The following is a 26,685-nucleotide window of genomic DNA, read 5'->3' on the forward strand; positions in this document are numbered from 1 at the left end:
ACCATCCTCTTCCTGTACGTCTGATGGGGTGTCCGCCATCCCATCACACCCCGGGCGCGGTGGCGGACGGGACCGCCGGTACCGGACGGTCGGTCGTGCCCGGACGGCGGCGCCGGGCCCGGAGCGTAGCGAGACACTCCTCGAAGAAGCCCAGGGCGCGCAGATGGTACGAGCGTGCCGCCCAGCCCAGGCTGATGTTGTGGCCGGCGTCCGGCTGGTGCTCGACCCGGAGCGCGGGGGCCCCGGTCAGCCGGGCGGTGATCTCCGCGACGTCCCGCTCCCCGTGCAGCCACCATGCCTCGTGCTCGGCGAAGGTCATGCGCACCGGGACCCGGACGCGGGCCGCGATGTCGTCGAAGATGCCCGGCCAGCGGGCGACTTCGTCCGCCTCACGCACCGGCATGGGGGCCACCAGAGCGCCGAGCGAGCGGAAGGTGTCCGGCGGATACAGCCGCAGCGGCCCCCAGTTGCGCCCCCAGGAGGATCGGCTGAGGACCCGGGGCAGCTCGGCCGGTTCGATGTCGTAGCGGTAGCCGCAGCCCGACACGTCCACGGCGAGCGGCCGGTGGGTGTGCGCGGCGGTGAGGAGGGCGAGTTTGCCGCCGTAGGAGTGGGCCAGCAGAAAGAACCCCGCGCCCGTGGCATGCCGCTGCGCGAACCCGTCCATGACCTCGTCCAGCACCTCGACCTGCTCGGCCAGCGTCTGGCCTGCGGGGAGTTGTCCGGCGGACAGTCCGTAGCCGGGCCGGTCGAGGGCGAGCACGGTGAAGCCGAGCCGGGCGCCGAGTGTCAGCAGGGACAGGTCGGGGTGGGCCTGTCCGTCGAAGTAGCCGGCCGTCATGCCACCGCCGTGCACGGCGATCACGGTGGCCCGCGGCTGTCCGTCCGGTGGCTCGGCGAGCAGACAGGACAGGGTGACGCCCGCGGCGTCCAGGGTAAGGGGGCGCACGCCCGCGGACAGGGGCTGCGACGGTTTCGACGTCTCCACCCGTCCGTTATGACGCAGATCCCGGCAGGGACGACGGTGGACGCGCCGACCACGCCCCAGCGCACTCACCTCTCTTGGCTGCCACCCAGGAAAAACAGCAGGTCAGAGACGATGCACCCAAAAAGTCAAACACGTGACCGAATCTCACCTGATCGAATCCACGCCGCGGCCGGCGACACCGCACCGCTTCGAGGCGGCGCCCTGCGGACGAAAGCCCTGAGCCCGCCGCCCGCCCGCTCGCTCACCGAATGAACGCGGTGATCTCCCGGGCCGCCTCCAACAGCAAGGGGGCCGGCTCGTCGACACGCGAAGGGGGAAGCCGGTCGTTGATCGCCGAGATGGTCATGGCCATGTACGGGTCCGTGGTCCTCGACGGGACCGGCGCGGCCATTCCCGAGAACGCCCCGCATCCCGGTGTCCTTGTCGAAGAAGTAGCCACGCTCATGCACCTGAGCGACCGCCCGGCGTACGGCGGTGAGGGGTGTCCTCGGCCCTCGTCGTGCGCCTCAGCCACTCGTTCGCCGGCAACCGGGGCTCGACCGCTTCCGGTTCGTGTCAGCTCGCGCGCCAGGTTCGGCCCCGAGAGCACCACGACCCGCTCCGCACCGACACCGGTGACGTCGGTGATGGTCCGGCCGGGCCGCAGCCACGTGCCACGCTCGATGCCTTTCATCAGCGTCACGTCAGTTCCGGCGTCGGCGAGGATCTCGGCCACGAACGCGGGCCGCGCGCCGGGGCGGCAGGCCGGGACGGCCATCCTATGGGCGGCGACCGGGCAGGCCGGGTAGGGCGAGAGGCGCCCCTGGCTCTCCGTCTCGGTATCGGTATCGGTATCGATATCGGCCCCGGCCTCGGTCGCTGGGCGGAGCGGAACGGGACCAGAGACCGATGGCGCCGGGCCGGGCGGTTGCTAGCGTGGACAGTGGTTCTGCCACACAGGGGGATGGAGGCCGACCGATGGCAGTCGAACTCAACCACACGATCGTCGCCGCGCACGACAAGCAGGCGTCCGCACGGTTCCTCGCGGATCTGCTGGGTCTGGAGGTGGCACCGGAGTACGGTCCGTTCGTCCCGGTGCAGATGCCGAACGGCGTGACGCTGGACTACATGGACACGGACGAGTCGATCACCCCGCAGCACTATGCGTTCCTCGTCTCCGAGGACGACTTCGACACGATCTTCACCCGTGTCCGCCAGGCGGGCCTGACCTACTGGGCCGACCCGCACCACCACCACCCCGGCGAGATCAACCACAACGACGGCGGCCGCGGGGCGTACTTCGACGACCCGAACGGACACAACCTGGAGATACTGACCAGGCCGTACGGCAGCGGTAAGGACTGACACGACCGAGCGGCGCCGGGAGCTTCTCGCAGCGACTCGCCGGGACGGGACAGGCGCCCCTCGGCGAGCGCAACGTAGTGCAGTCGCCGCCGAGGACCAGCCGCGCGGGTCGTCGGTCCAGACGGTGCGCCGTCGTGCCGCGTGAAGCGTTCGGGCGGCGCACTGATCCGTGAGGCGCGGGCGGGTCGGCCCGGCAGGTGGCCTGTGTAGCGGTAGATGTCGCCTGCCGCGTCGAGACCCCACACATTGGTCCTGGATCCCGAAGAGATCCGCACCGACGCCCCCTGATCTGCTTCCGGTCGGCCATTCCGCCGGCTCCTTCCGCTTGGGAACACCGCACGGAGACGCTCCCCCAGCGGAACGATTCGCCTTGTAAGCGCATTTCCCCTCCGCAATGCCGCAGATCGCGTCACGGGGGACGATGGACGCGCCGCCCCAGCCATCGCGCGGTCATCCGGTCCGGGGTGCCCGGAGAAGAACAGCAGGTCAGAGCCGACAGATCAGAGAATCGAACCTCCGATCGAATCCCCCTCGCGATCATGGGAACGTGTGTTCTATTCTGTGGCCAGTGCTACCTAGGAGGTGCCCATGCGCTGGGACCATCTGGCCGAGAACCCCGCCACGCCCCGTGACGCCGCGCTGTTCGACGCGGACACGGTCACGACTCGCACCTTCGACACCCCGGAGTTCCGCGGTATCACCTTCCACGAGGTCCGGGCCCGCTCGATCGTGAACCGGGTGCCGGGCGCCTCCCGTATGCCGTTCGAGTGGACGGTCAACCCGTATCGAGGGTGTACGCACGCGTGCGTGTACTGCTTCGCGCGCAAGACGCACAGCTATCTGGACCTCGACACGGGACTCGGCTTCGACTCCCAGATCGTGGTGAAGGTCAACGCCCCGGAGTTGCTGCGCACCCATCTCGGCTCGCGCCGCTGGCGCGGCGAGCACATCGCGATGGGCACCAACGTCGACTGCTACCAGCGTGCCGAGGGCCGCTACCGGCTGATGCCGGGCATCATCTCGGCCCTGCTCGACCATGCGAACCCTTTCTCCATCCTCACCAAGGGCACCCTGATCCTGCGCGACCTCGATCTGCTCAAGCAGGCGTCGGAGGTCACCGACGTCGGCATCTCCGTCTCCGTCGGCTTCGTGGACCAGGAGCTGTGGCGCACCGTCGAACCGGGCACCCCCGCCCCGGAGCGGCGTCTGGACGTGGTGCGCACCCTCAGCGAGCACGGCATCGGCTGCGGTGTGCTGATGGCCCCTGTGATCCCGTTCCTCGGCGACCATCCGGCCCAACTGCGCGCCACCGTGAAGGCGATCGCCGCCGCCGGGGCCACGTCGGTGACCCCGCTGGTGCTGCATCTGCGCCCGGGCGCCCGCGAGTGGTTCATGGCCTGGCTGCAGCAGCGGCACCCCTGGCTCGTACGCCGTTACGAGCGACTGTACGCGGAGGGCGCCTACGCCCCGAAGTGGTATCAGCGCCGGATCACCCGTCAGGTGCACGAACTGGCACGGGAGTACGGCATCGGACCCACGCCGCCGGGGATGCCGCGGCGGATCAGACGGCCCGAGCCCGTGGCGTCCGCCCATGCCGGGCCCGGCCCCACGCCGACCGAGCCGGCCGTCACCGGGCCCACCCAGCTCTCCCTCCTGTGACCGCGCCGCAGGGCATCCGAGCGCTTCCGGCTACCCGATTGGGTCAAGTGCCGTCAGAACACGCTCTTTCGGGCGGCTCTTTCCGGGACCATGCGGCGAGGACCTGACAGCCGTGGTCCACCCCCTCCGTCCTGGGAGGACTGAAATGAGAAAAGGCGCAGCCGCGCTGTGCGGTGCCGCCGTCATGGTCGCCGGGATGCTCACCGCGGTCCCGGCCGACGCGACCCCGCCGCGCCCCGCGGACACCGCGCAAGCGGCCGAACTCTCCTGGAAGAACTGCGGCACCGCCACGCATCCGACGCTCCAGTGCGGGTCCGTGACGATGCCGCTCGACTACGCCGATCCGCGCGGACGGCAGATCACGGTGGCGCTGTCGCGCGTCCCGCACACCGCGAAGACATCTCGGGGGCCGCTGCTGGTCAACCCGGGCGGGCCCGGCGGCAGCGGTCTGAAGCTCGCCGGATTCGTCGCGTCCGCGCTGCCCAAGGCAGTGGCGGCGCAGTACGACGTCATCGGCTTCGACCCGCGGGGCGTGGGCAAGAGCGAGCCGGCCCTGAACTGCCGTCCCGGCCACTTCGACCCGGTGCGCCCCGACTCGGTGCCCAGCACGCCCGCGCTGGAGCTGGCCAATCTCGACCGGGCCACGGGCTTCGCCCGGGACTGCGCCCTGAAGTACGCGAGCGTGCTGCCCTACATCAACACGATCAGTGCCGCCCGGGACCTGGACACGATCCGGCAGGCGCTCGGGGCCGACAAGGTGAGCTACTTCGGCTACTCCTACGGCACCTACCTGGGCGCGGTCTACGCCAGGCTGTTCCCGCAGCGGGTGCGCCGCCTGGTGCTCGACTCGATCGTCGATCCCACGGGCGTCTGGTACGACGACAACATCCAACAGGACTACGCGTTCAACGACCGTCATCTGGCCTTCCTGGCCTGGGTCGCCCGCAACGACACCACCTACCGGCTCGGCACCGACCCGGCCGTGGTCGAGGCCAAGTGGTACGCGATGCGGGCGGCGCTGGCCAAGAGCCCCGCACAGAACACGGTGGGCGCCTCCGAACTGGAGGACACCTACATGCCGGGCGGCTACTACAACGGCTACTGGCCGCGCCTGGCCACCGCGTTCGCAGCCTATGTGAACGACGGGAACTCCGGGCCGCTGGTCGACGCCTACCGCACCCTGGGCGCGGTCCCCGCCTCGGGCGACAACGGCTACAGCATCTACGCCGCGGTGCAGTGCCGTGACACCTACTGGCCGCGCGACTGGGCGCAGTGGCGCAAGGACAGCTGGGCGGTGTACGACAAGGCACCGTTCATGACCTGGAACAACACCTGGTACAACGCACCGTGCGCCTTCTGGCCGACGACCTCGCTACGGCCGGTGAACGTGGCCAACGACGCGCTGCCGCCGACACTGCTGTTCCAGGCGACCAACGACGCCGCCACCCCCTACCACGGCGGTGTGACGATGCATCAACTGCTGCGCGGCTCCAGCCTGGTGGTGGAGGAGGGCGGCGGCAACCACGGCATCTCGCTGAGCGGGAACGCCTGCCTCGACAAGTACCTCGCGACGTATCTCACCGCCGGCACCGTGCCGCGCGCGGCCGGCGGAATCGACGCGATGTGCCCGAAGCTGCCCGACCCCGAACCGAAGACCACCAAGGCGGCCGGTGCCTCCGAGCGCGGTTCGACGCTGCACGGCCTGCTGGGCTACCGCGGCTGAGCGGACCGCCCGGCACGTCGGGGGCGTTGTCAGACTCGTGGTCCACCATGGACCCATGAGTGAGCTGACCCGAATCCCCGCCCCCGACGGGGTCGCCCCTGCCGCCGCGTACACGCATGTAGTCATGGGCACCGGACGCTTCGTCGCGATCTCCGGCCAGCTGGCGCTGGACGAGGACGGAAAGCCCGTCGGCGAGGGAGATCCGGCGGCACAGGCCCGGCAGGTCTTCGAGAATCTGCGCCGCTGCCTGGCCGCAGCCGGGGCCACGTTCGACGACGTGGTCAAACTCACCTGCTTCGTCACGGACATGGCATATCTGCCGGCGATCCGCGCGGCCCGCGCCGCGCACATACCCGGGGACCGTCTGCCGGCCTCGTCGGCGGTGCAGGTGGCGGCGCTGGTGGGCCCCGAGTTCCTGATGGAGATCGAGGCGTTCGCGGTGCTGCCCGAATAACCCGTGGCGCTGCCGGGGCAGCCCGTGCCGCTGCCGGGATATCCCGTGGCCCGGCGCGGCCGTACCCGTCTACGGTTCCGTCATGGACGGCCGGCTGCGCATCCGCGACATGACGTTCGCCGACTGCCGACGCGTGAGCGAGATCCGTGTCGGCGGCTGGCGGACCGCCTACCGGGGGCTGGTCCCCCAGTCGTATCTCGACACACTCGACGTGGACGCCGACGCCGAACAGCGCCGCGCCCGTCTCGCGCAGGGGGACGGCCGGGCGGTGGACCTGGTGGCCGAACGCGGCGGCGAGACGGTCGGGTGGGCCGCGCACGGACCGTACCGGGAGGGCGAGGTCCGCACCGGGGACGCCGAGTTGTACGCGCTCTATGTGGCCCCCGGCCTGCTCGGGAGCGGTATCGGACGCGCCCTGCTCACGGAGGCGGCCCGCAGGTGCACGGCGGCCGGACACCCCCGAATGCATCTGTGGGTGCTCAAGGGCAACGTCCTCGCCCGGCACTTCTACGAGCGGGCCGGATTCCGGGCCGACGACGCCGAGGAGTCGTTCGAGGTTCACGGGGTGGCTGTGCCCGAGGTCCGGTACACGGCCGCGCTGCCGCTCCGGAGTTGAGGCTCAGCGCTCCGCGGGGATGCGTGCGAGCGCGTGCACCGCGGCCTGGGCAAGCGCCGGATGGGCGAGCGCCTCGCTCAGCACGGGTTTCACGGGGTGGCTGTGCCCGAGGTCCGGTACACGGCCGCGCTGCCGCTCCGGAGTTGAGGCTCAGCGCTCCGCGGGGATGCGTGCGAGCGCGTGCACCGCGGCCTGGGCGAGCGCCGGATGGGCGAGCGCCTCGCTCAGCACGGGTCTGGCACGGGCATCGCCCAGTTCGCCGAGCCCCTCCACACATGCGAGCGCCACTTTCCGGTACGGATCGTGCGGTCGCAGTCTGCGCTGCAGGGTGGTGATCAGCGCGGGCACGGACTCGGGGGCGCGCAGTGCGGCGAGCAGGCGTACGGGGTGGAGCGCGTAGGCGACGCGGAGTTCGTTGGTGGCGAGGGCGGCCGCAGCGCGGGCGGTGCGCGGATCGCCGAGCCGGGCCAGGGCGTGGGCGGCCGACGCACACCGCTGGGGATCACGATGGTTGAGCAGAAGAACCAGCGTCTCGAAAGCCCTGCGGTCCCCCGCGACACCCAGCCGGAAGGCCGCCAGCTCCCGGGCCCACAGCGGCTGTCCGGGCTCGGTCAGCACCGCGGCCAGCTCATCGAGCCCGTCCGTGGCGACGAGCCGTCCGTACCCGGGCGAGGAGCCGGCCTCGGCCCGTAAACGCTCCGTGAGCGATCGCAACGCTTCGTCCATGGACCAGAGAGTAGGGGCGCCGACCGAACCTCGGGACCTACATCACAAAGTCGAGGGGTGGCGCGCTCGTTACCCACGGGTTAAGCTCAATCGAGCGAGTCACCCACTCGCGGCTTGTGGTGGTTTGGTGACGCAGCCATCGCAAGAAGCACCTCCCACGCCGTCAGGCAGGGGAGGGCGGTCGGTTCGGTACATCGCGTACCTCAGTACGACCCGGCTCCGGGACAGGGCCGGTCGGATCACCGCTCCCGGACGTGTGCACGTCCGTGGACTCACCGGGCGTGTGCGCTCGTCAGCCCGGCAGACACCCGCGTTTTCCGCACTGTGTGCGCCTCTCGGCGTATCCAGCCGCGTCCCTCAGCCGTCACCTCATTCCTGGAGTCCCGCGATGGCCACTCCCCTGTCCGACACCCCTCTGTCCCCGCTCAAGACCATTGCCGTGGTCGGTCTCGGCACGATGGGCACCGGCATCGCCGAGGTGCTGGCCCGGGCCGGCCGCGAGGTCGTCGGCATCGACATCAGCGAGGCCGCGGCCACCAAGGCCGTCACCGCGCTGGACGCCGCCACCGCCCGCGCCGTGAGCCGGGGCCGCCTGACCGAGCAGGAGCGCGAGGACGCCCTCGCCCGCTTCCGCACCTTCACCGACCTGCGGGCGGCCGCGGAGGCCGACCTGGTCATCGAGGTGGTCCCGGAGTCGTACGAGATCAAGCAGCAGGTCCTCAGCGCCCTCGACGGCATCGTGCGCCCGGACGCCATCCTCGCCACCGGCACCAACGCCCTCTCCGTCACCCGGCTCGCGGCCGACTCGGCCCGTCCCGAGCGGGTCCTCGGACTGCACTTCTTCAATCCGGCACCGGCCATGAAGCTGGTCGAGGTCGTCTCCTCCGTGCTGACCGCGCCCGGCGCCGTCACCGCGGTCACCAACCTCGCCCTCGACCTGGGCAAGGAGCCCGTCGCGGTCGGCGACCGGCCCGGATTCGTCGCCGACGGCCTGCTGTTCGGCTACCTCAACCAGGCCGCCGCGATGTACGAGGCGAGGTACGCCTCCCGCGAGGACATCGACGCCGCGATGCGGCTGGGCTGCGGCCTGCCCATGGGCCCGCTCGCCCTGCTCGACCTGATCGGCGTCGACACCGCGCGCACCGTGCTGGAGGCCATGTACGCGGCCTCCCACGACCGGCTGCACGCGCCCGCGCCGATCCTCAAGCAGCTCAGCGAGGCGGGTCTGACCGGCCGCAAGTCGGGGCGCGGCTTCTACACCTACGAGGCGCCCGGCAGCCCGACCGTCGTGCGGGACGCGCTGACGCCCCTCACGGACGGCGCCCGGACCCCGGGCCGCCAGGTCCGCTCGGTCGGCGTCGCCGGTTCCGGCACCATGGCGTCCGGGATCGCCGAGGTCTTCGCCAAGGCCGGTCACGAAGTGGTCATCGCCGCCCGCACCGAGGAGAAGGCACAGGTCGCGAAGGCCCGGATCGGCAAGTCGCTGGCACGCTCCGTCGACAAGGGCCGGATGACGGCCGAGGCGGCCGCGCAGACGCTCGACCGGATCCGGCCGACGGGCAGCTACGACGACTTCGCCGACGTCGACCTGGCCCTGGAGGCCGTCGCCGAGGACCTGGAGATCAAGCAGCAGCTGTTCGCCACGTTCGACAAGGTCTGCAAGCCCGGCGCGATCCTCGCGACCACCACCTCCTCCCTGCCCGTCGTCGCCTGTGCCCGCGCCACCTCGCGTCCGCAGGACGTGATCGGCATGCACTTCTTCAACCCGGCGCCGGCCATGAAGCTGGTCGAGGTGGTCCGTACGGTGCTGACCGCGGACGATGTGCACTCGACGGTTCGCGAGCTGTGCGTGTCGATCAGGAAGCACCCGGTGGACTGCGGCGACCGCGCCGGATTCATCGTGAACGCGCTGCTGTTCCCGTACCTCAACAACGCGGTGAAGATGGTGCAGGAGCACTACGCGTCCCTCGACGACATCGACGCGGCGATGAAGCTGGGCGGCGGCTACCCGATGGGGCCGTTCGAACTGCTCGACGTGGTCGGTCTGGACGTCTCGCTCGCCATCGAGAAGGTCCTGCACCGCGAGTTCCGCGACCCGGGCCTCGCGCCCGCGCCGCTGCTGGAACACCTGGTGGCCGCGGGCTGCCTCGGCCGCAAGACCGGCCGCGGCTTCCGCGAATATGCCAAGCGCTGACCGGCCCGGCGAGTGGTTCCAAGGCGGCGCCGACTGGGGCGGACTGCTCGATCCCCAAGGTGACCCCCCGCCCGCGCGGGGCGGGGGGAACCCGGGACATGCGCGCCATCCTGCGCACATGCAGTACGTTCGGGTCATGTCCCAGCCCGCCAAGTCCTCACGTACACCAGCTACGCCCGACGCGCCGGAGAGTGCCGCAGGCAGCCGCGCCGCCGCCCAGCGGCTCAAGATGCGCCGAGAACTGGCGGCCGCGGCGATGGAGCTGTTCGCCACCAAAGGGTACGAAGCGACCACCGTCGACGAGATCGCGGCGGCAGCCGGGGTCGCCCGGCGCACCTTCTTCCGCCACTTCCGTTCCAAGGAAGAGGCCATCTTCCCCGACCACGACGACACTCTGGTCCGCGCCGAGGCGGTGCTCAACGCCGCGCCCGCGCACGAGCACCCGCTGGACACCGTGTGCCGCGGCATCAAGGAAGTGATGAAGATGTACGCGGCACGGCCGGAGATCTCCGTGCAGCGTTACAAGCTCACCCGCGAGGTGCCGACCCTGCGGGAGGCGGAGATCGCCTCGGTGGCCCGCTACGAGCGCCTGTTCACCCGCTATCTGCTGGGCCACTTCGACGAGCACGCGCACGACGACGACGCGAACGACGATCCGCTGCTGGCGGAGGTCGCCGCGTCGGCGGTCGTCACCGCCCACAACCATGTCCTGCGGCGCTGGCTGCGGGCCGGCGGCCAGGGGGACGTCGAGACCCAGCTCGACCATGCCTTCGCGATCGTGCGCAGGACGTTCGGCACCGGGATCGGGGCCGGCCGCGGGCCCGCCCCCCGGACCGCTCCGGCCACCGTGACCGCGCAGGGCGAGGTACTGGTGGCGGTGGCCAGGACCGACGCGCCGCTCGACGAGGTCATGCGGACCATCGAGCAGGCCCTCAAGGAGCGTTCCTAGGCGTATTTCAGCCCCGACAAGAGTCCTCCGGACCCACCACGGACCTGTGGCGGCCTGACGCCGCCACCGGTCCGTTCCTTTTGCCCGCCCTGCCCATACTCGTCAGTAACTTTGATCGATCATCGCTCATTTGTTACGTAAAGATTTCATCTGAGACAGATATCTGGCACGCAGTGCCTTGCGGGGTGACACGCCGTGCCATACGTTGGTGTTGTCCGGGCGGCCGGCGTGCAGAGACCTTTCGTACGCCGGCTGTCCCCGCAAGCCTCCCAGGCGAGCGCGCCCGGACGCCTGCGTCACAGGCACCTCTCGCGCCACAAAGCGCTGCCACAGCACCACCGGGCCGAACCGACGGCACCTCTCTCTTCAGCAGCAGCACACCGACGTAACCCTCAGCGTCTCCCCTCAAGACGCTCTTTCGCCGGAGGCAACACCGTGAAGGACATCCTGGACGCGATCCAGTCGGGGACGGCCACGTCCGCCGACTACGCCGCTCTCCCGCTCCCCGAGTCGTACCGCGCGGTCACCGTGCACAAGGACGAGACGGAGATGTTCGCCGGGCTCACCACCCGTGACAAGGACCCCCGCAAGTCACTGCATGTCGACGACGTCCCGCTGCCCGAGCTGGGCCCGGGCGAGGCCCTCGTGGCCGTGATGGCCTCCTCGGTCAACTACAACTCGGTGTGGACCTCGATCTTCGAGCCGCTGTCGACGTTCGGCTTCCTGGAGCGCTACGGCCGGCTGAGCGAGCTCACCAAGCGCCACGACCTCCCGTACCACATCATCGGCTCCGACCTCGCGGGCGTGGTCCTGCGCACCGGCCCGGGCGTCAACTCCTGGAAGCCGGGCGACGAGGTCGTCGCGCACTGCCTCTCGGTCGAACTGGAGTCCTCCGACGGCCACAACGACACGATGCTCGACCCGGAGCAGCGCATCTGGGGCTTCGAGACCAACTTCGGCGGCCTCGCCGAGATCGCGCTGGTGAAGTCGAACCAGCTGATGCCCAAGCCCGGCCACCTCAGCTGGGAGGAGGCCGCGGCGCCCGGTCTGGTCAACTCCACCGCCTACCGCCAGCTGGTCTCCCGCAACGGCGCCCAGATGAAGCAGGGCGACAACGTCCTGATCTGGGGCGCGAGCGGCGGCCTCGGCTCGTACGCGACCCAGTTCGCGCTCGCGGGCGGCGCGAACCCCATCTGTGTCGTCTCCTCGCCGGCCAAGGCGGAGATCTGCCGCTCGATGGGCGCCGAGGCGATCATCGACCGCACCGCCGAGGACTACAAGTTCTGGAAGGACGAGCACAACCAGGACCCCAAGGAGTGGAAGCGCTTCGGCAAGCGCATCCGCGAGCTGACCGGCGGTGAGGACGTCGACATCGTCTTCGAGCACCCCGGCCGCGAGACCTTCGGCGCCTCGGTCTACGTGACCCGCAAGGGCGGCACGATCGTCACCTGCGCCTCCACCTCGGGCTACAACCACGAGTACGACAACCGCTACCTGTGGATGTCCCTGAAGCGCATCATCGGCTCCCACTTCGCCAACTACCGCGAGGCCTGGGAGGCCAACCGCCTCATCGCCAAGGGCAAGATCCACCCGACGCTGTCGAAGGTGTACTCCCTGGAGGAGACCGGCCAGGCCGCCCACGACGTGCACCGCAACCTCCACCAGGGCAAGGTCGGCGTCCTGTGCCTCGCCCCGGAGGAAGGCCTCGGCGTGCGCGACCCGGAGATGCGCGCGCAGCACGTCGACGCGATCAACCGCTTCCGGAACATCTGAGGGCAGCGGAGGTAACAGATGACAGAGCGTCAGCCCTCTGGGTCCCGGAGGCAGAAGGACCGGCCGTGGCTCATGCGCACGTACGCCGGTCACTCCACGGCCGAGGCGTCCAACGAGCTGTACCGGCGCAACCTCGCCAAGGGCCAGACCGGCCTGTCGGTCGCGTTCGACCTGCCGACGCAGACCGGCTACGACTCCGACCACGTCCTCGCCCGCGGCGAGGTCGGCCGGGTCGGGGTCCCGGTCGCGCACCTCGGTGACATGCGCCGGCTGTTCCAGGACATACCCCTGGAGCAGATGAACACCTCGATGACCATCAACGCCACGGCCATGTGGCTGCTGGCGCTCTACCAGGTCGTCGCGGAGGAGCAGGGCGCGGACATCACCCAGCTCCAGGGCACGACCCAGAACGACATCGTCAAGGAGTACCTCTCGCGCGGTACGCACGTCTTCCCGCCGGGGCCCTCGCTCCGGCTGACGACGGACATGATCGCGTACACGGTCTCCCACATCCCCAAGTGGAACCCGATCAACATCTGCAGCTACCACCTGCAGGAGGCGGGCGCCACGCCGGTGCAGGAGATCGCGTACGCGATGTCCACGGCGATCGCCGTACTCGACGCGGTGCGCGACGGCGGCCAGGTGCCGCAGGAGCGCATGGGCGATGTCGTCGGCCGTATCTCCTTCTTCGTGAACGCGGGCGTCCGCTTCGTCGAGGAGATGTGCAAGATGCGGGCGTTCGGCCGTATCTGGGACAAGATCACGCGCGAGCGGTACGGCATCGAGAACCCCAAGCACCGTCGCTTCCGCTACGGCGTCCAGGTCAACTCCCTGGGGCTGACCGAGGCGCAGCCGGAGAACAACGTCCAGCGGATCGTGCTGGAGATGCTGGCCGTGACCCTCTCCAAGGACGCACGCGCCCGCGCCGTGCAGCTCCCCGCCTGGAACGAGGCGCTGGGCCTGCCCCGGCCCTGGGACCAGCAGTGGTCGCTGCGCATCCAGCAGGTGCTCGCGCACGAGAGCGATCTGCTGGAGTACGACGACATCTTCGAGGGCTCCACGGTCATCGAGACCAAGGTGAGGGGGCTGGTCGAGGAGTCGCTCGCCGAGATCGAGCGGATCCAGGAGATGGGCGGCGCCATGGCCGCCGTCGAGTCGGGCTACCTCAAGTCGCAGCTCGTGGCGTCGCACGCCGAGCGCCGGGCCCGGATCGAGTCCGGCGAAGAGAAGATCATCGGCGTCAACATCTTCGAGACCACGGAGCCGAACCCGCTCACGGCCGATCTGGACACCGCGATCCAGACGGTCGACCCGGCGGTCGAGGCCCGCGTCATCGCCTCGCTGCAGGCGTGGCGGGACACCCGTTACCAGCCGCCGTTCAACCACCCGCGCCCCTGCAAGGCGCTGGAGCGGCTGAAGGAGGCGGCCAAGGGCACCGAGAACCTCATGGAGGCCACCCTGGAGTGCGCCCGCGCCGGCGTCACGACCGGCGAGTGGGCCGGCGCCCTGCGCGAGGTGTTCGGCGAGTTCCGCGCCCCCACGGGCGTGTCCTCCGCGCCGGTCGCGGTGACCGCCGAGGAGGGCACGGCGATGGCCAAGGTGCGCCGCAAGGTGGAACTGACGGCCCGGGACCTCGCAGTCGGCAAGCTCCGCTTCCTGGTCGGCAAGCCGGGCCTGGACGGGCACTCCAACGGCGCCGAGCAGATCGCCGTACGGGCCCGTGACGCCGGGTTCGAGGTGGTCTACCAGGGCATCCGGCTGACGCCGGAGCAGATCGTGGACGCGGCCCTCGCGGAGGACGTGCACGCGGTCGGGCTGTCGATCCTCTCCGGCTCGCACGCGCAGCTGGTGCCCGACGTGCTGGAGCGGCTCCGGGAGGCCGGTGCGGCCGACATACCCGTCATCGCCGGCGGGATCATCCCCAACGCCGACGCCGAACAGCTCAGGGCCGCCGGAGTGGCGGCGGTCTTCACCCCGAAGGACTTCGACATCACCGGGATCATCGGCCGTATCGTCGACGAGATCCGGAAAGCGAACAAGCTCGACCCTCTGGAGGTCCCCGCATGAAGACCCCTGTCAACCGCCTTCGCCCGCGGCGCTCCTGCCTGGCCGTTCCGGGCTCGAACCCCCGCTTCCTGGAGAAGGCGCAGGGCCTCCCCGCCGACCAGGTCTTCCTGGACCTGGAGGACGCGTGCGCGCCGCTGGCCAAGCCCGAGGCGCGGCACACCGTCGTCAAGTTCCTCAACGAGGGCGACTGGACGGGCAAGACGCGGGTCGTACGGGTGAACGACTGGACGACCGAGTGGACGTACCGCGACGTCGTGACGGTGGTCGAGGGCGCGGGCCCGAACCTCGACTGCATCATGCTGCCGAAGGTGCAGAACGCCGAGCAGGTCGTCGCGCTCGACCTCCTGCTCACCCAGATCGAGAAGACGATGGGCTTCGAGGTCGGCCGCATCGGTATCGAGGCGCAGATCGAGAACGCGCAGGGCCTGAACAACGTCAACGCGATCGCGCAGGCCTCCCCGCGTGTCGAGACCATCATCTTCGGCCCCGCCGACTTCATGGCGTCGATCAACATGAAGTCGCTGGTCGTGGGCGAGCAGCCGCCCGGCTACCCGGCGGACGCCTACCACTACATCCTGATGAAGATCCTGATGGCCGCCCGCGCCAACAACCTCCAGGCGATCGACGGCCCCTACCTTCAGATCCGCAACGTCGACGGCTTCCGCGAGGTCGCCGGCCGCGCCGCCGCGCTCGGCTTCGACGGCAAGTGGGTGCTCCACCCGGGTCAGGTGGACGCCGCCAACGAGGTGTTCTCGCCCTCCCAGGAGGACTACGACCACGCCGAGCTGATCCTGGACGCGTACGACTACTACACGTCCGAGGCCGGCGGCAAGAAGGGCTCCGCGATGCTCGGCGACGAGATGATCGACGAGGCGAGCCGCAAGATGGCGCTGGTCATCGCGGGCAAGGGCCGGGCGGCCGGCATGCAGCGCACCAGCACGTTCGAGATCCCGGAGGCCTGAGCGTCATGCAGTTCGGACGGACCTACGAGGAGTTCGAGGTCGGGGCCACGTACAAGCACTGGCCCGGCAAGACGGTCACGGAGTACGACGACCACCTGTTCTGCCTTCTCACCATGAACCACCACCCCCTCCACATGGACACGAACTATGCGGAGAAGACGACGGACTTCGGCCGGAACGTCGTCGTGGGCAACTACGTCTACTCGCTGCTGCTCGGCATGTCCGTCCCGGACATCTCCGGCAAGGCGATCGCCAACCTGGAGATCGAGTCGCTCAAGCACGTGGCGCCGACCTTCCACGGCGACACCATCTACGGTGAGACGACCGTGCTCGACAAGTGGCCGTCGAAGTCGAAGAACGACCGCGGCATCGTCCATGTCGAGACCAAGGGCTACAAGCAGGACGGCACACTCGTGTGCGTCTTCCGCCGCAAGGTGATGGTGCCCACCGAGACGTACATCAAGGAGCGCGGCGGCGAGCAGCCCGGCCGCCCGGAGCTGAAGTCCCAGGAGAAGTGATGAGCCGTCTCGCCCAGACCCACGGTCTGACAGACGTCCAGCAGGAGATCCTCTCCACCGTCCGCGACTTCGTGGACAAGGAGATCATCCCGGTCGCGACCGAGCTGGAGCACCGCGACGAGTACCCGCAGCAGATCGTCGACGGCCTCAAGGAGCTGGGCCTGTTCGGTCTGATGATCCCCGAGGAGTACGGGGGCCTGGGCGAGTCGCTCCTGACGTACGCGCTGTGCGTGGAGGAGATCGCCCGCGGCTGGATGTCGGTCTCCGGCATCATCAACACGCACTTCATCGTGGCGTACATGCTCAAGCAGCACGGCACGCAGGAGCAGAAGGACCACTTCCTGCCGAAGATGGCCCTCGGCGAGATCCGCGGCGCCTTCTCGATGTCAGAGCCCGCGCTCGGCTCCGACGTGTCGGCGATCACGTCCAAGGCGGTCAGGGACGGCGACGAGTACGTGCTGACCGGCCAGAAGATGTGGCTGACGAACGGCGGCACGTCCTCGCTCGTCGCGGTGCTCGTCCGGAGTGACGAAGGCCACCCCGAGGGCACCGCGCCGCACAAGTCGATGACGACCTTCCTGGTCGAGAAGGAGCCCGGCTTCGGCGAGGTCCGCCCGGGCCTCACCATCCCCGGGAAGATCGACAAGATGGGTTACAAGGGTGTCGACACCACGGAACTCATCATGGACGGTCTGCGCATTCCGGCCGATCGGGTGCTCGGCGGGGTCACCGGCCGAGGGTTTTACCAAATGATGGACGGAGTCGAGGTCGGCCGGGTGAATGTCGCGGCGCGTGGCTGCGGTGTCGCTCAGCGTGCCTTCGAGCTGGGCGTTTCGTACGCGCAGCAGCGGCACACCTTCGGCAAGCCGATCGCCCAGCACCAGGCGATTCAGTTCAAGCTGGCGGAAATGGCCACCAAGGTGGAGGCCGCGCACGCCATGATGGTGAACGCGGCACGCAAAAAGGACTCCGGCCAGCGAAACGACCTCGAAGCGGGCATGGCGAAGTACCTCGCGTCGGAGTACTGCAAGGAAGTCGTAGAAGATGCGTTCCGGATCCACGGCGGCTACGGCTTCTCCAAGGAGTACGAGATCGAGCGCCTGTATCGTGAGGCTCCGATGCTGCTGATCGGTGAAGGCACCGCCGAAATCCAGAAAATGATCATCGGTCGCCGACTGCTCGAAGAGTATCGACTCCAGGGCTAGTTGTCCGTTTACGGGGTGTTTTCTTCGCGAAGAAGATCACACCCCGTCAAGACAGTTCGGCCGCCGACTCAGCTTCCTGGCTTGCCGAGTTGCGGTCCGCGCCCGGTACGATCGCCGGAAAGCCGCCGTCCCCCGTCGAAGCGCGGCATCATCCGCTACGAAGGTCATCCATGCCCCACAGCCAAACCTCTGCACCACGCGACAGCCTGGCCGGCGTACGCCTCGCGCGCGGAGCATCGCCGTGGCTTCTCCCGACCGTTGCCACCGCAGCCCTCAGCCTGGCCCGGGCGCGCCGCTCCGGCGCCGCCAAGGCCGTGGCCGTACCCGCCACGGCCCTCGCGGCCGGCATGCTGTGGTTCTTCCGCGACCCGGAGCGCGAGATCGCCCAGGGCCGCGTGATCTCGCCCGCCGACGGTGTGGTGCAGAGCATCATGCCGTGGAAGGACGGACGCACCCGCGTCGCGATCTTCATGAGCCCGCTCAACGTCCACGTGAACCGTGCGCCGCTCTCCGGCACGGTCACGTCGGTCGAGCACATCCCCGGTGGCTTTGTTCCCGCTTTCAACAAAGAGAGCGAGAACAACGAGCGCGTAGTCTGGCATTTCGACACCGAACTCGGCGACATCGAGATGATCCAGATCGCCGGCGCGGTGGCCCGTCGCATCGTGCCCTACCTCCCGCAGGGCACGAAGGTCGAGCAGGGCGACCGTATCGGTCTGATCCGCTTCGGCTCGCGTGTCGACCTCTATCTGCCCGAGGGCGTGGAGGTCGCGGTCGAGGTCGGCCAGAAGACCGTGGCTGGGGTGACTCGTCTTGACCGTGATTGATCCCGATACCAAGGCCGGCTGGGTGCCGGAGGCCGACGAGGTGGACGACGAGGAGGAGATGCCTCTCTCGCTCCGCCTCTCGATAGCGGACACCCTCACGCTCGGCAACGCCACCTGCGGCTTCATGGCGGTGTACTTCACCACCACCGGGATCCTGATCCCGCACCTGACGGGCAACGACGAGTCGACCGGCATGGCCCGGCACAGTGCCGCCACGGCGGTCATCCTGATGCTCTGCGCCGCGGTCTTCGACCTGTTCGACGGCCTGGTCGCCCGTAAGCTGCGCTCGTCGCCCATGGGCGCGGAGCTGGACAACCTCTCGGACCTGATCAGCTTCGGTCTGGCCCCGGCGTACTTCGTCCTGGTCTACGGCATGGTGGCGGACGACGCGCACCAGCGGGTGGCCGCGGTCGGAGCGATCGTGGTGCTGCTCGCGGTGGTGCTCAGACTCGCGAGGTTCTCCTGCGTGACGCTGAAGGACGGCATGTTCCAGGGCATGCCCTCTCCCTTCGGCGCGCTGACGGTGGTCTCGATCGTCCTCCTGGAGCTGCCGTTCTTCGCCACCCTGCTGGCGATCCTCGGCACCGCGTGGCTGATGGTGAGCCGGGTGGAGTACCCGAAGCCGCGGGGCCGTCTCGCGGGGGCGATGCTGTCCTGGATCGTCCTGTCGATGGGTCTCCTGGCGGCCTGGGCGTTCGACGCCCCGGGCGGCCAGCTGCTCCTGCAGACGGGCTGCGCGCTGCAGCTGGTCATGGGCGCGGTGATCCCGCTGTTCGCCACGGCGCGCCGGGTGAACAACTTCCGCGACAACCGCCGTGAGGCGCGCGCCGCGCAGCTGCCGTAACGGCCGCACGACCTCGAAGGGCCCCGAACCATCCGGTTCGGGGCCCTTCACGTATCACCGACGGGGTACGGGGCGGCGCCCCGGTGCGCAGGTTCAGACCAGGAAGTCCCGGGCGATCCGTTCCGCCACCCGCTCCAGGATCGGCCCCGCGTCCGTGAGGCACGTCGCGAGGTCCGGTTCCGTCTCCGTCAGCGGATACGCCCGGCGGATCCCGGCCCGCCCCAGTGCCTCCGGCGGCAGGGCCAGCCGCCCGCACACCGCGACGACCTCCTTGCCGGCCGCGCGCGCCGCCGCGGCGACCCCCGCCGGGGCCTTCCCGTGCAGCGTCTGCTCGTCCAGCGATCCCTCGCCCGTGATCACCAGCGAGGCCCGCGCCAGCGCCGGCTCGAAGCCCAAGACGTCCAGCATGACCTCGATGCCGGGCCGGAAACGCGCCCCGAGGACCAGCGCGCCGTACCCGAGGCCGCCCGCGGCGCCCGCGCCCGGCGCCACCGCGTACTCCACCGCCCGGGGACCGATCGCCCCCTGAAGCACCTCGGCGTAGTGCGCCAGCGCCGCGTCCAGGGCCGCCACGTCGTCCGGTGAGGCCCCCTTCTGCGGGCCGTAGACCGCGGGTGCCCCCTTCGGGCCGGTCAGCGGGTTGTCGACGTCGCTTGCGAGCACCAGGTCCACGGAGGAGAGCCGGGGATCGAGGCCCGAGAGGTCGGCGCGGGCGAGCCGGCCCAGTCCCCCGCCGCCCGGCGCCGGCGGCTCTCCCTCCTCGTCCAGGAACCGCGCCCCGAGCGCGGACAGCATCCCCGCGCCCCCGTCCGTGGTCGCGCTCCCGCCGACCCCGAACACGATCGTCCGCGCCCCGGCGTCCAGCGCGGCCCGCAGCAGCTCCCCGGAGCCGTACGTGGACGCGGTCAGCGGTGCGAAGACCCCGGCGGGCAGCCGCTGGAGTCCGCTCGCCTCCGCCATCTCCACGACGGCGGTGTCGCCGCGCAGCGCGAAGGCCGCCGCCACCTCCTGGCCGAGCGGGCCCGCGACCCGCGTCTCGCGCCGCTGGAAACCGGCCGCCACGGCCGCGTCCACGGTTCCGTCGCCGCCGTCGGCCACGGGCAGCGCCTCGACGTCGAGATCCGGCACGACTCTGCGCAGCCCCGCGGTGACCCGTGCCGCGACCTGCACGGCCGTCAGCGACCCCTTGAACTTGTCAGCGGCGATGAGCACCCGCCGGGCCTGCCCTGTCCGCCGGGTGTCGTTCACTGCAGCGTCCGCCACCTGCACTCCCCTTGCTCTCCAGGCCTTGCGCATGTCAAGGCAGTCGCGCCGCTGCGACCCTAGCCGCAGCCCCCCGCCACCGCCACGCCCGTCCGGCTCCCGAACACGGCACAACCGCCGCGGAATCGGGTAGACCGGACCCATGACCCATGCGGGCACCGAACTCGCCGACCGGATCCTCGGGGGCTGGCTGGGCCGGATCTCGGGCAACATGCTCGGCAAGCCGGTCGAGCGCGGCGACCTGTGGACACGCGAGCGCATCGACCACTATCTGCGGCAGGCCTCCGCCCTGCCGCTCACCGACTATCTGCCCGAGCCCGCCACCGAGACCGACCGCCGTGAGCTGCGCCCCGAATGGCGCCAGTGCGTACGCGGCCGCATCCACGGCAGTTGCCGCGACGACGACGTCGACTACGCGATCCTCGGCCTCGACCTGCTGGAGACGCACGGCTTCGGCTTCAGCACCGAGCAGGTGGGCGACCTGTGGCTGCTGCGGCTGCCGTATCTGCAGACGTTCACCGCCGAGCGGGCCGCGTACCGCAATCTCGCGAACGGTCTCAGGCCACCGCTCACGGCCACGTACGACAACCCCTACCAGGAGTGGATCGGCGCGCTGATCCGCGCCGACATCCACGGCTGGACCAGCCCGGGTGCCCCCCAGCGGGCCGCCGCGCTGGCCCGCCGGGACGCGGTCCTGTCGCACAGCGGCAACGGGGTCTACGGTGCGATGTTCGCGGCCGCGCTGATCGCGGCGGCGTTCAGCGCGCCCACGGTCCGGCACGCCCTGGACACGGCACTGGCGCTGATCCCGGCGAGCAGTCGCCTCGCCCGGACCGTACGCCGGGTGATCTCCCTGCACGAGACCCGGCTGAGCTGGGAGGAGACGCTCGACACGGTGGTCGCGGAGACGGGCGGGCTCGGCTGGATCCACACGGTCCCGAACGCGGCGGTCCTCACCGCGGGACTCCTCTACGGCGACGGCGACTTCACCCGGACCATCGCACTGACCGTCCGCGGCGGCCTGGACACCGACTCCAACGGCGCCACCGCGGGCTCGGTCGCGGGCGTCCTCAACGGTGCGCAGGCGATCCCGGCGCAGTGGAAGGACCCGCTGGAGGACACGGTCCGCAGCGCTGTCTTCGGTTTCGACGGCATGCGCATCAGCGAACTGGCGGACCGGACGCTACGGCTGGCAGAGACCGAAGCCCGATGAGCCGCGGAAGCACCGGTGGCGGCTGGCTACCCTTCCAGAATGACCACTCCAGACTTCGCCACGTACATCGCGGGCCTGCCCCGCGTCCTCGCCGGAGCCGCCGTCCTGTTCCGCGACACCGCCGGACGGATCCTGCTCGTCGAGCCCAACTACCGTGACGGCTGGGCGCTGCCGGGCGGCACGATCGAGTCGGACGACGGCGAGACCCCCCGCCAGGGCGCGCGTCGCGAGACGCTGGAGGAGATCGGCCTCGACGTGGAGCCGGGCCGGCTGCTCGCGGTCGACTGGGTCCACGGGTCGGCACGGCCGCCGCTCGTGGCGTACCTCTACGACGGCGGGGTCCTCGGCGAGGACGACCTCAAGGCGATCCGGCTCCAGGAGGAGGAGCTGCTGTCGTGGCGCCTCGTCCCGCGCGAGGAGATCACCGGCCATCTGCCGGGCGCCCTGGGCCGCCGCGTCCTGACCGCCCTCGACGTACTCGCCGAGGGCGCGAGCACGGCGGAACTGGAGAACGGCCACCGCGTCGGCTGACCCGGGCACGGCACCGATATCCGTTGGCCGCGACGCGACGGCCCGGCCTACCCTCGGTGACATGACCAAGCCCCTCGTCGCTCTTCTCAGCGGCGCCGGTATCTCCGCCGAGCAGAGCATTGGTGGAAGTAACCTCGCGCCATGACCGATGACCTGGTACAGCGGGCGCACTGGGGTGACTTAGACGGGCAGAACTGGGGAGGGTTGGTCCGGCTGTCCCTCGAACCGGACGCCGACGAGTCATTCGCATCAGCTCCGGGCAGGACGCTAGACCACCCCGCCGGCTACAGCCCGAGATGGCGCCCGGCCATGGGCGGCGACATCAGGAGCCGGGAGGAGCAGGAGAACGACGCCCGTCGGTTCGTCGAGAGCCGGGGTCTGTCAAACGAACGGTGTAAACGGGGTGGTTGGGTTACTGGCGGGCCACTGAGAGCCGGCCGTCGAAGGTGATGTCGAAGGCGTTCAGCGCGGTCTTCCAGCGCATGGTCCAGCGGGCCTGGCCCTTGCCGGTGGGGTCGAGCGACATGATGGCCATGTAGACGCACTTCAAGGCGGCCTGCTCGTTCGGGAAGTGTCCGCGGGCTTTGACCGCTCGCCGGATCCGGGCGTTGACCGACTCGATCGCGTTGGTGGTGCAGACGATGCGGCGGATCTCCGTGTCGAACCGCAGGAACGGAGTGAACCCCTCCCACGCGCTCTCCCATAGCTTCACGATCGCCGGATACTTCCTTCCCCAGGCATCGGCGAACTCGGCGAACCGCTCCAGGGCGGCTCATCGACCACCTCGGGCCGTCGCTCGGGCTCCAGCCGCGCAAGCGGTTCCGCAAGGACGCCGTGCTGATCGTGGACGGAACCCTGGTGCCCACACGCGACCACACCGTCGCCGAGCGGTCGAAGAACTACAGGTACTCGACCAACCACCAGGTCGTCATCGACGCCGACACCCGGCTCGTGGTTGCCGTCGGCCGGCCGGTGCCCGGCAACCGCAACGACTGCAAGGCGTGGGAGCTGTCCGGTGCGAAGGACGCCGTCGGCCGCACCACGGTCATCGCGGACGGTGGCTACCGGGGCACCGGTCTGATCATCCCCCACCGGCGTGAACGGCCAGGCCGAACTTCCGGCCTGGAAAGAGGAACACAACGCGTCTCACCGCAAAATCCGTGCCCGCGTCGAGCACGCCTTCGCCCGGATGAAGGGTTGGAAGATCCTGCGCGACTGCCGCCTGAAAGGTGACGGTGTTCACCACGCCATGCTCGGCATCGCCCGCCTGTACAACCTCACCCTGGCCGGATAACGGAGAAACAAGCTGGTCAACCAGCAACCGTAGATCTTTTACGGGACACTCCTTAGTCAGTGCGCCACTTTCCAGGATGCAACCGAGCGCCGCTGCAGCGGCGATGACCTCTTATCGATCCTCCGCCCTTAGGGGTGAAAAGAGTCGAGCCTCCCCGGTCGGGCCTCCTCGGACACGGCGAGAGCGTTGACCAGCTCTTCCAGGTCGGCCCCAAGCGGGGTGTCACAATCCCAGACGGCCTCATAGGCGATGTCGACAGGTGCCCCGGCCAGGAGAAGAGGGCGGCAACTTGCGTGCTCATGCGTGATCTTGGAGCGGGGCAATAGCGCCGCCCCCAGGCCTATCGCAGCCCACTCGTCCACGGCCCTGAAGCTGGCCGCCTCGCCGGGATAGGTACGCAATGCCAGGTCGTTGCTGTCAAAGAGCTCTGTCGTGAAGGTGGTCAGGCCACAGGTGCTGGGGCCGAGGATGTAGGCAGCGTCCGCTACGTCCTTGAGCTCAACCGGGCCTTCGTCGCCGGATGCGGCGGGGTCGACCACGACCACCGGCTCACGGGCGATCACGCGGTGACGGAACGTGGGCAGACCAGGCACGGCCGGGACAAGGATGATGTCCAGGCGGCCTGTCTGAAGGTCGTTGCTCAGGGGCTTCTGGTCCGCCTCCCGTAGGACCACGTCGCACGGACGTTTCAGCGTGCGGGCCGCCTGGAACGCCCGCCCAACCAGTTCGGCACCGATCAGGGGTGACACGCCCATACGAATCGGCTCGGTGGCCGGACGCGCCAGCCGCTGAGTCTCGGCAAGAAGCGTGTCGAGGCCGTCGAGGACGCGGTCGATCAGCGGCAGAATCCGTGCGCCATGCGGCGTGGGCTTGACTCCCCGCGGAGAGCGGTCGAAGAGCTTGATGCCGAACTCCTCCTCCAGTCGGGCAACGCCGTTCGACAGGGCCGGCTGCGTGACACCGTAAGCCCGCGCGGCGGCACTGAAGGAGTTCGTTCGGGACACGGCTTGGGCGTAGCGCAAAGTCTCGATGTTCACGATGCAGCTCTCTCCTCTAGGGCATAGCGACCCGTTATACCCGCATTCGCCCTGATCCTCTACCGCCTCCCCCTGGGGCGTCCTACAGTCGAGACGTCCCCCGGGATCCATGGGAGCGGGCTGGCGCCACGAGGCCCAGACCGCCACCTCCAGGCGACGCTCTCTACGTAGACGCCCATGGCTCGGCGTCGACTCTTTACTTGCATTTAGCAAGTAAAGAGTTTACTCCCACGCTCAGGAGGGGCGGCTGCCACTCCCGAGCGAAGGCCATATCGTCATGTCCCTTTTATTCAAATATCACACTAAACGCGAACCCGTACGGTTCATGCGGACCGGCGCGGGCAGCGCTCAAGGAGCACACAGCATGTCCACCAACGCTCTCGACTTCACCGGACGGAAGGTCGTCGTCATCGGCGGCACCAGCGGTATGGGGCTGGCTTCTGCTCGCCGCGTACTCGAGGGCGGCGGCAGTGCCGTCGTCACCGGCCGGAGCCAGAAAAGCGCTGACAAGGCCGCGGCCGAGCTCGCCGAATTCGGAAAGGCCGTAGGTCTGGTCGCCGACCTCTTCGACCGAGCCGCAGTGGATCACCTGCGCGACGAGCTGACTAAGCAGCACCCCGACACAACCCTGCTCGTCAACGCCGCTGGCGTCTTCGAGCCCAAGTCATTCCTGGAGCACAGCCAGGAGGACTACGACCGCTACCAGGCCATCACGAGGGCCTTCTACTTCGTGACCCAGACCGTCGCCGGCAACATGATCGCCCGCGGCAACAAGGGAGCCATCGTCAACATCGGAGGCATGCTGGCGCACCAGGCCATGGCCGCGACCCCGTCCTCGGCGTACTCGGTGGCCAAGGCCGGGCTGCACTCCCTCACCCAGCACCTGGCCATGGAGCTGGCTCCGCACGGAATCCGGGTCAACACCGTGGCTCCCGCTGTGGTGCGCACCTCCATCTACGAGGCGTTCACCCCCAAGGACGAGATCGACGCCATGCTCGACGGGCTCAACAGCTTCCACCCTCTCGGCCGGGTCGGAACCCCGGACGACGTCGCTCCCACCGTGGCTTTCCTCCTGTCCGACCAGACCGATTGGGTCACCGGCGCCACCTGGGACGTCGACGGCGGCGTCAGGGCCGGACGCAACATCTACTGACCCAGCGATCACCCCCGACTCCCCCACACACCAACCGGCTGCGGAACCACCGCGTCCCGCACGGCCGACATCACAGGAGCGTTGTGTCTTACCACGAGCACACCGACCACCAGTACGCCAAGCACATCCGTGCGGGCGCCCCCGATGCCTTCAAGGCGTTCATGGCCTGGGACAGCCAGGTCCTGCGGGGCAGCAACAACGTCATCCCGCCCAAATACACTGAGCTCATGGCCGTGGCCGTGGCACTGACCACCCAGTGCGCGTACTGCATCGAGGCACACACCAAGGCCGCACACGCCGCGGGTGCAACCCAGCAGGAACTCGCCGAGACCATCATGACCGCCGCAGCCTTGCGCGCCGGCGGCAGCTACGCACACGGGTTCATGGCCATGAAGTTCTTCGACCAGGCCGACAAAACCACCACCCCGTGACCTGACACGAGAGCCGACACAGCCGGCCACCTTTGTCGGCCTGCAGTGAGCGCCGCGCCCAGACCCGAGCCTTGCACCGCGGTTGCAAGGCCGGCGCTCGCTCTCAATCCCCCCACTCCGTAGGAGACCACACCGATGTCCGTCATCAATGAAATCGACGTCCGCGCACTACAGGCCAGCGCCGACGCCATTCGGACCGAACCTAGGCTGGCCCGAGCCACATTCACCGTCGATGGTTCATGGCAGGGCGGCTACCGGATCACAACGCGGACCGGCGTCCTGACCCAGGGCGGTGAACGCGATGAGACGCGCGTGGCGAAGTTCGAGATGTCCAGCGACGAGCCCACGGCGTCGCTGGGCTCTGACACTGCACCCACACCGGCCGAGTACGTGCTGCACGCGCTGGCCGGCTGCTACACCGTCACCATCACCACCCACGCCGCCCTACAAGGCATCGAGCTGAAGGCAATCCGTCTGGAACTCGAAGCCGACATCGACATGCGCGGGTTCCTCGGGATAGACCCCTCGGTCCGTCCGGGCCTCCAGCAGATCCGCGTGCGCGTAGATCTCGACGCCCCCAGCGCAACTCGTGGGCAGCTCGAAGAACTGATCTCCCTCGTCCAGAGGCGTTCGGCCATCCGCGACACCCTTGCCAACCCGGTCGACGTCCTCACCACGCTTGCCTGAGCAAGCAGTGCCACACTGACCGCCCCGATGACGGCTCCGCCCTCGTGCGCAGCGGATTCGTTCCTGGCTTCGTATCCCATCGATGCGCTCCGGGGGCCAGACGACGTTACTCGTAGCCTCCGCACGTCGCGGCGGGTCTGTACGGTGAGCGGTGTAACTCCCGAGCTGGAAGCGACAGTTGATGACTGACGTGACGAGTGACACCAAGGCCGGGAAGGCCGCTCTGA

24 protein-coding genes and 2 pseudogenes are annotated in these 26,685 nt (G+C 69.4%); 20 read left to right on the top strand and 6 right to left on the bottom strand.

All coding sequences use genetic code 11. The features are described from left to right. Positions 1 to 43: 43 nt before the first annotated feature. Together ACFY2Z_RS37410 and ACFY2Z_RS37415 are read right to left on the bottom strand one after the other, a co-directional pair. On the bottom strand, positions 44 to 988 hold the full coding sequence (locus ACFY2Z_RS37410; RefSeq protein WP_390748458.1) for an alpha/beta hydrolase: 945 nt from the start codon (positions 986 to 988) through the stop codon (positions 44 to 46). A gap of 241 nt (positions 989 to 1,229) precedes the next feature. Next, complete coding sequence (locus tag ACFY2Z_RS37415) at positions 1,230 to 1,703, bottom strand: hypothetical protein (RefSeq protein ID WP_390748459.1); 474 nt, start codon at positions 1,701 to 1,703, stop codon at positions 1,230 to 1,232. 242 nt (positions 1,704 to 1,945) lie between these two features. Between ACFY2Z_RS37415 and ACFY2Z_RS37420 the strand changes: the two genes are divergently transcribed. The 5 genes from ACFY2Z_RS37420 to ACFY2Z_RS37440 all read left to right on the top strand — a co-directional run bounded on the left by ACFY2Z_RS37420 (position 1,946) and on the right by ACFY2Z_RS37440 (position 6,784). Further along, positions 1,946 to 2,332 carry a VOC family protein gene (locus ACFY2Z_RS37420; protein WP_390748460.1) on the top strand — a complete coding sequence of 129 codons (387 nt, stop codon included), beginning with the start codon at positions 1,946 to 1,948 and terminating at the stop codon, positions 2,330 to 2,332. 588 nt (positions 2,333 to 2,920) lie between these two features. Next, on the top strand, positions 2,921 to 3,991 hold the full coding sequence (locus tag ACFY2Z_RS37425; protein WP_390748461.1) for an Rv2578c family radical SAM protein: 1,071 nt from the start codon (positions 2,921 to 2,923) through the stop codon (positions 3,989 to 3,991). Positions 3,992 to 4,136: 145 nt separating this feature from the next. Continuing rightward, the gene (locus ACFY2Z_RS37430) at positions 4,137 to 5,714 is read left to right on the top strand and encodes an alpha/beta hydrolase (RefSeq protein WP_390748462.1); all 1,578 of its coding nucleotides are present in this window, start codon (positions 4,137 to 4,139) and stop codon (positions 5,712 to 5,714) included. A gap of 55 nt (positions 5,715 to 5,769) precedes the next feature. Beyond that, positions 5,770 to 6,168: a RidA family protein gene (locus ACFY2Z_RS37435; RefSeq protein ID WP_390748463.1), complete on the top strand. Its 399-nt coding sequence runs from the start codon at positions 5,770 to 5,772 to the stop codon at positions 6,166 to 6,168. An 82-nt stretch (positions 6,169 to 6,250) separates the two neighbouring features. Further along, a complete protein-coding gene (locus ACFY2Z_RS37440) occupies positions 6,251 to 6,784 on the top strand; it encodes a GNAT family N-acetyltransferase (protein WP_390748464.1) in 534 nt (177 codons plus the stop codon). Between the two features lie 150 nt (positions 6,785 to 6,934). Here ACFY2Z_RS37440 and ACFY2Z_RS37445 read toward each other — a convergent pair whose 3' ends face one another. Further along, a complete protein-coding gene (locus ACFY2Z_RS37445; protein WP_390748465.1) occupies positions 6,935 to 7,510 on the bottom strand; it encodes an adenylosuccinate lyase in 576 nt (191 codons plus the stop codon). A 388-nt stretch (positions 7,511 to 7,898) separates the two neighbouring features. Here ACFY2Z_RS37445 and ACFY2Z_RS37450 point away from each other — a divergent pair, with 388 nt between their 5' ends. The 9 genes from ACFY2Z_RS37450 to pssA all read left to right on the top strand — a co-directional run bounded on the left by ACFY2Z_RS37450 (position 7,899) and on the right by pssA (position 18,849). After that, the gene (locus ACFY2Z_RS37450; RefSeq protein ID WP_390748466.1) at positions 7,899 to 9,704 is read left to right on the top strand and encodes a 3-hydroxyacyl-CoA dehydrogenase family protein; all 1,806 of its coding nucleotides are present in this window, start codon (positions 7,899 to 7,901) and stop codon (positions 9,702 to 9,704) included. A 136-nt stretch (positions 9,705 to 9,840) separates the two neighbouring features. Beyond that, complete coding sequence (locus tag ACFY2Z_RS37455; protein WP_390748467.1) at positions 9,841 to 10,653, top strand: TetR family transcriptional regulator; 813 nt, start codon at positions 9,841 to 9,843, stop codon at positions 10,651 to 10,653. A 435-nt stretch (positions 10,654 to 11,088) separates the two neighbouring features. Next, positions 11,089 to 12,426, top strand: coding sequence for a crotonyl-CoA carboxylase/reductase (gene ccrA / locus ACFY2Z_RS37460; protein ID WP_390748468.1), 1,338 nt, complete (start codon positions 11,089 to 11,091; stop codon positions 12,424 to 12,426). Between the two features lie 18 nt (positions 12,427 to 12,444). Further along, the gene (locus tag ACFY2Z_RS37465; RefSeq protein WP_390748469.1) at positions 12,445 to 14,493 is read left to right on the top strand and encodes a protein meaA; all 2,049 of its coding nucleotides are present in this window, start codon (positions 12,445 to 12,447) and stop codon (positions 14,491 to 14,493) included. Next, the gene (locus tag ACFY2Z_RS37470; protein WP_390748470.1) at positions 14,490 to 15,455 is read left to right on the top strand and encodes an HpcH/HpaI aldolase/citrate lyase family protein; all 966 of its coding nucleotides are present in this window, start codon (positions 14,490 to 14,492) and stop codon (positions 15,453 to 15,455) included. Before ACFY2Z_RS37465 ends, ACFY2Z_RS37470 begins: the two co-directional genes overlap by 4 nt. Before the next feature lie 5 nt (positions 15,456 to 15,460). Beyond that, positions 15,461 to 15,973, top strand: a complete 513-nt coding sequence (locus tag ACFY2Z_RS37475) for a MaoC family dehydratase (RefSeq protein WP_390748471.1) — start codon at positions 15,461 to 15,463, stop codon at positions 15,971 to 15,973. Next, on the top strand, positions 15,973 to 17,178 hold the full coding sequence (locus ACFY2Z_RS37480; protein ID WP_390748472.1) for an acyl-CoA dehydrogenase family protein: 1,206 nt from the start codon (positions 15,973 to 15,975) through the stop codon (positions 17,176 to 17,178). The genes ACFY2Z_RS37475 and ACFY2Z_RS37480 overlap by 1 nt, the downstream gene beginning before the upstream one ends. A gap of 170 nt (positions 17,179 to 17,348) precedes the next feature. Continuing rightward, the gene (locus ACFY2Z_RS37485) at positions 17,349 to 18,005 is read left to right on the top strand and encodes a phosphatidylserine decarboxylase (RefSeq protein WP_390748479.1); all 657 of its coding nucleotides are present in this window, start codon (positions 17,349 to 17,351) and stop codon (positions 18,003 to 18,005) included. A gap of 22 nt (positions 18,006 to 18,027) precedes the next feature. Continuing rightward, the gene (gene pssA, locus ACFY2Z_RS37490) at positions 18,028 to 18,849 is read left to right on the top strand and encodes a CDP-diacylglycerol--serine O-phosphatidyltransferase (RefSeq protein ID WP_390748480.1); all 822 of its coding nucleotides are present in this window, start codon (positions 18,028 to 18,030) and stop codon (positions 18,847 to 18,849) included. 93 nt (positions 18,850 to 18,942) lie between these two features. Here the strand turns inward: pssA and ACFY2Z_RS37495 are convergent, their stop codons facing one another. Beyond that, complete coding sequence (locus ACFY2Z_RS37495) at positions 18,943 to 20,061, bottom strand: glycerate kinase (protein ID WP_390748481.1); 1,119 nt, start codon at positions 20,059 to 20,061, stop codon at positions 18,943 to 18,945. Between the two features lie 193 nt (positions 20,062 to 20,254). Here ACFY2Z_RS37495 and ACFY2Z_RS37500 point away from each other — a divergent pair, with 193 nt between their 5' ends. After that, positions 20,255 to 21,325 (top strand): ADP-ribosylglycohydrolase family protein, encoded by a 1,071-nt coding sequence (locus ACFY2Z_RS37500; RefSeq protein WP_390748473.1) that lies wholly within the window; start codon positions 20,255 to 20,257, stop codon positions 21,323 to 21,325. 39 nt (positions 21,326 to 21,364) lie between these two features. Further along, positions 21,365 to 21,856: an NUDIX domain-containing protein gene (locus ACFY2Z_RS37505; RefSeq protein ID WP_390748474.1), complete on the top strand. Its 492-nt coding sequence runs from the start codon at positions 21,365 to 21,367 to the stop codon at positions 21,854 to 21,856. A 412-nt stretch (positions 21,857 to 22,268) separates the two neighbouring features. On the opposite strand, the pseudogene ACFY2Z_RS37510 reads toward ACFY2Z_RS37505, so the two are convergent. Further along, a pseudogene (locus tag ACFY2Z_RS37510) lies at positions 22,269 to 22,601 on the bottom strand (transposase); the annotation flags it as partial. Between the two features lie 20 nt (positions 22,602 to 22,621). On the opposite strand from ACFY2Z_RS37510, the pseudogene ACFY2Z_RS37515 reads away from it, so the two are divergent. Beyond that, positions 22,622 to 23,150: pseudogene (locus tag ACFY2Z_RS37515) on the top strand (transposase); the annotation flags it as partial. Between the two features lie 128 nt (positions 23,151 to 23,278). On the opposite strand, the gene ACFY2Z_RS37520 reads toward ACFY2Z_RS37515, so the two are convergent. After that, on the bottom strand, positions 23,279 to 24,187 hold the full coding sequence (locus ACFY2Z_RS37520; protein ID WP_390748475.1) for a LysR family transcriptional regulator: 909 nt from the start codon (positions 24,185 to 24,187) through the stop codon (positions 23,279 to 23,281). A gap of 364 nt (positions 24,188 to 24,551) precedes the next feature. On the opposite strand from ACFY2Z_RS37520, the gene ACFY2Z_RS37525 reads away from it, so the two are divergent. From ACFY2Z_RS37525 to ACFY2Z_RS37535, 3 genes are all read left to right on the top strand, one after another. Beyond that, positions 24,552 to 25,340: an SDR family NAD(P)-dependent oxidoreductase gene (locus ACFY2Z_RS37525; RefSeq protein ID WP_390748476.1), complete on the top strand. Its 789-nt coding sequence runs from the start codon at positions 24,552 to 24,554 to the stop codon at positions 25,338 to 25,340. 83 nt (positions 25,341 to 25,423) lie between these two features. Continuing rightward, positions 25,424 to 25,771: a carboxymuconolactone decarboxylase family protein gene (locus tag ACFY2Z_RS37530; RefSeq protein ID WP_390748477.1), complete on the top strand. Its 348-nt coding sequence runs from the start codon at positions 25,424 to 25,426 to the stop codon at positions 25,769 to 25,771. Positions 25,772 to 25,906: 135 nt separating this feature from the next. Further along, the gene (locus ACFY2Z_RS37535; protein WP_390748478.1) at positions 25,907 to 26,458 is read left to right on the top strand and encodes an OsmC family protein; all 552 of its coding nucleotides are present in this window, start codon (positions 25,907 to 25,909) and stop codon (positions 26,456 to 26,458) included. The last annotated feature ends 227 nt before the right edge of the window (positions 26,459 to 26,685 follow it).

It is taken from the genome of Streptomyces sp. NPDC001222 (assembly GCF_042896945.1).
Classification (GTDB): Bacteria; Actinomycetota; Actinomycetes; order Streptomycetales; family Streptomycetaceae; genus Streptomyces; species Streptomyces gibsoniae.